The following is a 6,669-nucleotide window of genomic DNA, read 5'->3' on the forward strand; positions in this document are numbered from 1 at the left end:
GCTTGAGATGTAGGAACAGTCAAAACATTCTAGTCCTTTTATGAATGAATTGGGTTATAGGAGTTTTTAAATATCCGCACTACGGCTACCAGTGATTTCGCCAGCTGAGGAGATGCTTGGGCCTGAGAAAGAGAACGCACAAAACTAATCCAACCGTCTGTCTATTGAAATTATTTAATTTCCTAACGGCTTCATCTGTCTAATCTTGAGGTTTTAGACTATACTTTCGGAGTATAAAGACGACTGAGGGTGGCATGATGACTAAAAAAATAAATTTTACTTTTTTTCGTAAAGGTGGTTTCTGGTTTGGGGTCGTTTTCCTCATTTCATCAATTACTTCCCTCGTTCCTGGAAATCAATTTTCCGATAGTCTCTTTGGCAGTAGATGGTTTGGCGCTCTCGGTGAATTTTTGATCAGCTTAGAACTAATAATTAAAGCCATCCTTTCCAGCAAGGATTCAGAACAGCGATGAGACTGGCTTTTAACTTTCGCTCAAAACAAAGGGACTAAAACCATCTAGCCTTAGCCCCTTTTTTTCTGTTTGAAAACTACTATACATCTGAACCGACAAGTTACATTTCACGCAGTTCCCTTGCCCACTGCCGGTAGTCAGCCGCATAAAAGCTGTCGCGGGCATAAACCAAATCCAAGTCGTGACGCAGGTGCCCCGCTGGCAGGTGAAGGACCTTCAGCGTGCCCGCCGCTAATTCATCGGCGACCACCGACCGGTAGAGAAAGCTGACGCCCACCCCACGCAACAAGAGTTGCCGAATGGCGGCCGGATTATTGACCGTCAGGAGTTGGGGGAACTCCGCTAACGTCACGTTGGCCGCCTGGGCTAAGTTCACCAGAATCTCACGACTGCCCGACCCCTCTTCTCTGACGATCAGCGGCAACGTCGTGAGGTCCGCCCAATCCACCGTCTGCTGTTGTGCCAATGGCTGGTCCGCGGCGACCACCGCCACGAATGGCTCCTGACGCACAATTTCATAGTCGTAGCGCGACTTGTCGAAATTGCCCTCAATCAATGCAAAGTCACTGGTCCCCTCGTCAATGGCCGTCAATGCCGCCTGGGTGTTGGTCACCTGACACCTGATTTGTCGATAGGCCGCCTGCAATCGTTGAATCAGTTGGGGCGCCAAGAACTCGCTCAACGACAGGGTCGTACTGAACGTGACCTGCTGTGGCGCTTGTGGATGGCGCAGCTCCCCCACCAACTTGTCGGCCTGAACCTGAACTCGCTGAATAAACGCCGCCAACTCCACGCCGGCCGGTGTAATCGTCAGCCGGGGCCGTTGGTAACGGACCAGTTGCACGTCCAGTTCGGCCTCTAGTCCTTTGATCTGCTGTGAAACGGCGGGTTGTGTGATGAATAGTTTGTGCGCCGTTTGCGTGTAGGACTTCGTCTGTGACAGGACATAAAACGTATGGTACCGAGCATCCAACATTAGCTTGGCCTCCTTGATAAGTAGAATTTATAACGTTATTAAATATACCAATTTTAACTTATAATCAATTTCAGGTAAACTAAGGCTATTGATTTTTGGGTGCCGCGCTGCATAACGACACCTTTTATTTTGAGGAGGAGATTGATTTGGATATTCGAACAACGATGGTTACTCGGAGCTTCTGGGGCGCAGCCGGCCTGACCTTGATTTGCGCGGTCGCCGGAAGCGAGTTGGCCCAGCTACCCTATTTGAACCTGGTGGGTGCCTTGGTCATTGCCCTGCTACTCGGCATGGCCTGTCAGCTGGCACCGCGGGCAGTTAACGCGAATCGCGCAGGAATCGGCTTCATCAGCAATAAATTTTTACGATTAGGAATTATTCTTTTAGGATTCAAATTAAACCTGATTCAACTGGCCCAAGCCGGGGTCAAAACGATTACCCTGGCCGCCGTCGTGGTCACGGGAATGGTGCTCCTAACCTACAACCTGAGCCGTAAACTGGGCGTTGAGCGCGACCTCGCCATCTTAACGGCCACGGGGACCAGCATCTGTGGTGCCGCTGCCGTGATGGGCGTTTCCCCGCAGATCAAGGTCAGCCCCGACAAGGCCGAACGCCAACGGGAAAACGAAGTCTTGGCCGTGGCCATCGTCGCCATCTTAGGGACGGTCTTCACCCTGGTTGAAATTGGTCTGAAACCCCTCTTACATCTAACGGCGGTCCAATTTGGCGTCATGACCGGGGGCTCACTCCACGAAATCGCGCACGCCGTTGCGGCTGGTAGCGCCGGCGGTCCAGTTAGCTTGGACACGGCCATCATCACCAAGCTCTCGCGGGTCCTCTTGTTGGCCCCCGCAGCGTTGATCATCGGCTGGTGGTACCAACGCCAAACAACCACGGCTTCTGCATCAGAAGGTCGCGCAAAGTTGCCAATTCCTTGGTTCATGGCCGGCTTCCTATTGACCAGCGTGATTGGCACTTGGCTACCACTAGGAACCGCTGCGTTGGCTGGCTTGGTCAAATTAGCCTACATTTTCCTGGGAATGGCCATGGCCGCCCTAGGCATGAGCGTCAACTTCCGCGTCATTTTTCAGCGTGGTGGCAATGCCTTTCTCGCCGCAACTCTGTCTTCCGTAGTTCTGATGACGGGCGTGACGATTGCCAGTAAGTTATTCTTTTAACTGGCAAACTTATCGCTCCCCTGAACAAGTCATGCTATAATTAATAGTGATTATGATAGCTGGTGTCACTCACTAGTCCTTAATTTGACTTGCACAGAAGGGAGCTCCCCCATGTCCAACAAACTCAAGAACAGTTTACTCATCATTGCCGTCGCCGTCATCGCTGTGCTGGGCACCCTACTCTACACCAACCACCGTCAAGCGCAGCAGGCCACGCCGTCAGCGACCTCGACTAAGGTTGAAACGATCGACGACGATTCAGACGACCACGATACCGCCGCCAACCGATACGCCTATGAGATCGATAACCTGGACGCCCAACAAGCCTCAACTAGTGGTCAGCGCATCCGCATCACCGGTCGAGTGGAACGGGAAGGCCAAGGTCAAGTCAAACACCCGGCCACTCACGTCCGCTTGACGGTCAATCAGAAAACACTGACGGTCAAACTAAAGGCAAATAACCAGTTTACAACGACCGTATCCGCCCCAAAGGTGAAACGCGTTTGGGCCTACGCTGCCTACCAGGACAACGGTAAGTGGCACCGGGTGAGTGAGACCGAAGACGAGGACGTCGATGGCGTCAACGATGTCGATAACGATTAATTAAAAAAGCGAGTGACCCGACCGTAGATTTGCGGCAAGGTCACTCGTTTTAATTTACATTTGAAGTAAATGTTGCACCGTCCCATTCTCCCAGATAATGTATAATCCGATTAAAATGTAAACGGCAATGGTAATGTAACGTCCCTGCTTTTCCAGGACATCCGCCACCTTTGGCAAGCAAGCGAGCCGGTACCCCAGTTCCCAGAAAATAACGACCATCACGGCAAACGTCACCAGAATCAGAGGAATACTGCTAGGTTCAACCGTGGTAAATAACGGGACGTAAATCCCGACGTTATCCGCCCCACAAGTTGCCATCGTAATCAGTGCTACGCTAAGAATCAAACTCTTGGGATCACTTACCTTGCCGGCAATAGCATCCTGGTCATCATCGTCACCCTGAACCCACAATTTAATCCCCAAATAAATCGGAATCAGGCCCAGTAGTCCCAACAACCACGGCGCGGGCACGAAACCCAAGAAGAACGCGATTGCGAGCGAACTCCCAACCAACACGATGGTCCCCAAAAAGTCCCCGATTAGGACCACCCAGCGGTCTTGGTGCTTTACGCGGCCGAAGATTACCATTAAAATAACTAGGTAGTCGAGCCCGGTTGAAATGTAGGCCGTGACTCCCGTTAAGATTGTCTTTAACATGTGCCCATCCCCTTATGTATGTTATCTACAACATATGTTAACATGTTCATATGAAAGGAGCAACCCCCAAATGGCGGATTCACCAGATTTAGTCAAACTCATTCAAAAACCGGCGTTAGACGCCTCTCAAGACATTTTCAAGTTGCTCAGCAACACTACTCGTTTACAGATTCTCTACCTGCTGGAACAGCGTGAACTCAACGTTAGTGAGCTCAGCGACCTGTTACAAGTGGAACAGTCGGTCGTTTCACACCAGTTGGCCCTCCTGAAGAAGGAACAACTGGTCACAGCCAATCGCGTGGGCAAGCAGAGCATTTATCAGCTAGACGATCCGCATATCCTGGACATCGTCAACGAAACATTGGCCCACGTAGACCACGTGCTGCGCGGCAAAATGCACGGTCACTAAAAGACGGCTCGGAAGTTATTCCGGGGCCGCCTTTTTTGGTTCGGTGCGAATTTAATATCAGTGTTGCCCCTCCGAAACGTGCGGAGTGAGCCAGACTCCTGCGCTTAACGTCATTTTACCAATGACCCAGGTGTTAATAGCTACTTTGTCTGAGGGCGTTGAATTTACTCTCGCCATTCTATCCCGTTCCTTGCAGCTTCCGAAACGTGCTCCGCGAGCCAGGTCCCTGCGCTTAACCCCCTTTCACCAATGACCCAGGTGTTAATGGCCACATTATCTGAAGGCGTTAGATTTTCCCTCGCCACTCTATCCCAATCCTGGCAGCTTCCGAAACGTGCTCCGCGAGCCAGACTCCTGTGCTTAGTACGAAAAGACCTCCTGGCCGGCTTTGCCGACCAGGAGGTCTTTTCCCACTAATGCTCAGAGTCTAAACGGCTCGCTCCGCACTCTTACATCTTCATTCCCATCTTCTCATACGAACTCATCCCGGCCAGATGGAGATCCTTGACGTCGATGCCGCGTTCCTTAGCGACGGCATTCATCAGGGTGTCCATATCCATCAGCTTATAAGTCTTGGGATGGTCTGGATCGTATGCTTCGATTTGGGCCATCATGCCGCCATCTTCGTGTTCGATGATGTGGCAATGGTACATGTAGACACCGGTGTGTTCAAACCAGACTTTGATGCGGACCGTTTCACCGGGGTTCACGCCGACCGTGTCCTTGAAGCCGCGTTCGTTCGGGTACGGTGCCTTGCCGTTTCGCGAAACGATTAGGAATTGCGTGCCGTGCATGTGGAACGGGTGGACCATGCCGGCGTCCATGTCATTGGTGTTCGTAATGTCCCACAGCTCAACGTTACCGACCTTTTGCCGGGCGTCGATCCGTTGCATTTCAAATTTTTTACCGTCGATCATAACCTGTTCGTCCATGCCAGACATGACGACTTTTCTCACTGGCGTTCCAGGCGTCACTTCTGGGTCTGGAATGTCCACGAGGTGTTCCGGTAACGTCACGTCATCGCGTTGGTAATCGTGAATTCTGAAACGGACCAATGGCACGTCGTCGCTGTACAATGTGACGGTCTGACCCGGCTTGATTTTGCCAAAGTCCACGATAATTTCCGCCCGTTCCGCGCAGGTCAACATGAGGTGCGTGAATTCAACGGGTTCTGGCATGACACCCCCATCGGAAGCGATTTGCGTAAATGGCAAGTCATTGCTGAAATGTAGCCGCCATTCGCGCCGGTTCGCGCCGTCCAAAATTCGTAGGCGTAGGCGTTGCGTCGTGACGTCAAAGTACGGGTTGATGGTCCCATTGATCATTGCCGTAGGACCTTGAACGCCATCCGGATCGTAATCGGCATTGTAATCCCACTGGTTATCCGCATGGAAACGCCGGTCTTGCAAGACCAACGGAATGTCATCGACCCCATAATTTCTCGGAAATGGTAATTTAGCTTCTTGTTCGTCGGTCACGATGACCGTCCCAGCTAGGCCATGCCAAACCTGTTCGGCAGTTGATGGGCATGGATGAGCGTGCAACCACAGCAAGGCTGCCGGTTGGTCGACCTTAAAGTCGATGTGCTTCGTTTCTCCAGGGTAAACAGGCGCGTGACACCCACCATCGGTATAGGGACCAGGAACGTTCAAGCCGTGCCAGTGGAACGTGGTCAGTTCTGGCAAACTGTTTTTCAAGTCGATGTGCATAGTCTTCCCCTTGGCAAAGACCATGGTTTGGCTCAACAGCGTGCCGTTGTAGCCCCAAGTCTTAGTCTTCTTGCCAGGTAAAAGTTGGGTCTCCCCAGCCTGTGCCTCGACCGTATAGTATGTATCCGTCGCCGTTTCTTTGTCCGGCTTCAACAGTGGCGGTACCCGCAAAGGTTGTTGCGGAATGTCCGGTTCCTCCAACGGAACGTAGCCCCCATCGTGCGTGTTGAACGCCGCTTCATCAAAGAAGTAATCCGTGTAAATTGATTTTGTCATCCTGTAGACTCCTCCACAATTTATTTGGTCATTAATCGGCCGTGTTACTTATATATTTATGATACCGCATTCAGTCGAACGGAGGAAATGACTCATCAAAATTTGGAACACGGATGAAACAGAACCGGCGTGTGAAACCGGCTTGAAACAAGGCATGCCGGAACAACCTGAAACAAAAAAGTGATTGACCAACGTTCCAGCCAATCACAACGAAATTTCAAAATACAAAAACAATAGGAGTAAGGAAATCCGATTGGTAGCGGTGGGTCGAACTCGGCAAAGCCGGAGGAGGCCAGACAGAACACTGTGTCGGTGTTGTTAGTCAGCGTTTCTTGAAGTGCCGTAAAATTATTAGACAGAGAGACTAATAATTTTGAGGTGGTTCTAT

At 51.2% G+C, this 6,669-nt stretch carries 7 protein-coding genes; 3 read left to right on the top strand and 4 right to left on the bottom strand.

Features of this window, described 5'->3' with window-relative positions; translation table 11 throughout:
• Positions 1-573: 573 nt before the first annotated feature.
• Positions 574-1,449, bottom strand: a complete 876-nt coding sequence (locus FC99_RS02700; RefSeq protein WP_048734764.1) for a LysR family transcriptional regulator — start codon at positions 1,447-1,449, stop codon at positions 574-576.
• 164 nt (positions 1,450-1,613) lie between these two features.
• On the opposite strand from FC99_RS02700, the gene FC99_RS02705 reads away from it, so the two are divergent.
• On the top strand, positions 1,614-2,627 hold the full coding sequence (locus tag FC99_RS02705; protein WP_048736354.1) for a YeiH family protein: 1,014 nt from the start codon (positions 1,614-1,616) through the stop codon (positions 2,625-2,627).
• 111 nt (positions 2,628-2,738) lie between these two features.
• On the top strand, positions 2,739-3,230 hold the full coding sequence (locus tag FC99_RS02710; RefSeq protein ID WP_048734763.1) for a hypothetical protein: 492 nt from the start codon (positions 2,739-2,741) through the stop codon (positions 3,228-3,230).
• Positions 3,231-3,284: 54 nt separating this feature from the next.
• Here FC99_RS02710 and FC99_RS02715 read toward each other — a convergent pair whose 3' ends face one another.
• Positions 3,285-3,887: a CadD family cadmium resistance transporter gene (locus FC99_RS02715; RefSeq protein WP_048734761.1), complete on the bottom strand. Its 603-nt coding sequence runs from the start codon at positions 3,885-3,887 to the stop codon at positions 3,285-3,287.
• A gap of 70 nt (positions 3,888-3,957) precedes the next feature.
• On the opposite strand from FC99_RS02715, the gene FC99_RS02720 reads away from it, so the two are divergent.
• Positions 3,958-4,296 carry an ArsR/SmtB family transcription factor gene (locus FC99_RS02720; RefSeq protein ID WP_048734758.1) on the top strand — a complete coding sequence of 113 codons (339 nt, stop codon included), beginning with the start codon at positions 3,958-3,960 and terminating at the stop codon, positions 4,294-4,296.
• Positions 4,297-4,745: 449 nt separating this feature from the next.
• On the opposite strand, the gene FC99_RS02725 is transcribed toward FC99_RS02720, so the two are convergent.
• Both FC99_RS02725 and FC99_RS14095 read right to left on the bottom strand, forming a co-directional pair.
• Entirely contained in the window at positions 4,746-6,281 is a 1,536-nt protein-coding gene (locus FC99_RS02725; protein WP_048734756.1) for a multicopper oxidase family protein, read from the bottom strand.
• 95 nt (positions 6,282-6,376) lie between these two features.
• The coding region (locus tag FC99_RS14095; RefSeq protein WP_235805853.1) for a hypothetical protein at positions 6,377-6,669 on the bottom strand (293 nt) is incomplete at its 5' end.

Source organism: Levilactobacillus koreensis JCM 16448 (assembly GCF_001435525.1).
In the GTDB taxonomy this organism is placed as follows: domain Bacteria; phylum Bacillota; class Bacilli; order Lactobacillales; family Lactobacillaceae; genus Levilactobacillus; species Levilactobacillus koreensis.

Bases quoted from the DNA above. Each gene is read 5' to 3' on its own strand.
- FC99_RS02700 (WP_048734764.1), bottom strand. From the start codon at position 1,449: ATGTTGGATGCTCGGTACCATACGTTTTATGTCCTGTCACAGACGAAG.
- FC99_RS02715 (WP_048734761.1), bottom strand. From the start codon at position 3,887: ATGTTAAAGACAATCTTAACGGGAGTCACGGCCTACATTTCAACCGGG.
- FC99_RS02720 (WP_048734758.1), top strand. From the start codon at position 3,958: ATGGCGGATTCACCAGATTTAGTCAAACTCATTCAAAAACCGGCGTTA.
- FC99_RS02710 (WP_048734763.1), top strand. From the start codon at position 2,739: ATGTCCAACAAACTCAAGAACAGTTTACTCATCATTGCCGTCGCCGTC.
- FC99_RS02725 (WP_048734756.1), bottom strand. From the start codon at position 6,281: ATGACAAAATCAATTTACACGGATTACTTCTTTGATGAAGCGGCGTTC.
- FC99_RS02705 (WP_048736354.1), top strand. From the start codon at position 1,614: ATGGTTACTCGGAGCTTCTGGGGCGCAGCCGGCCTGACCTTGATTTGC.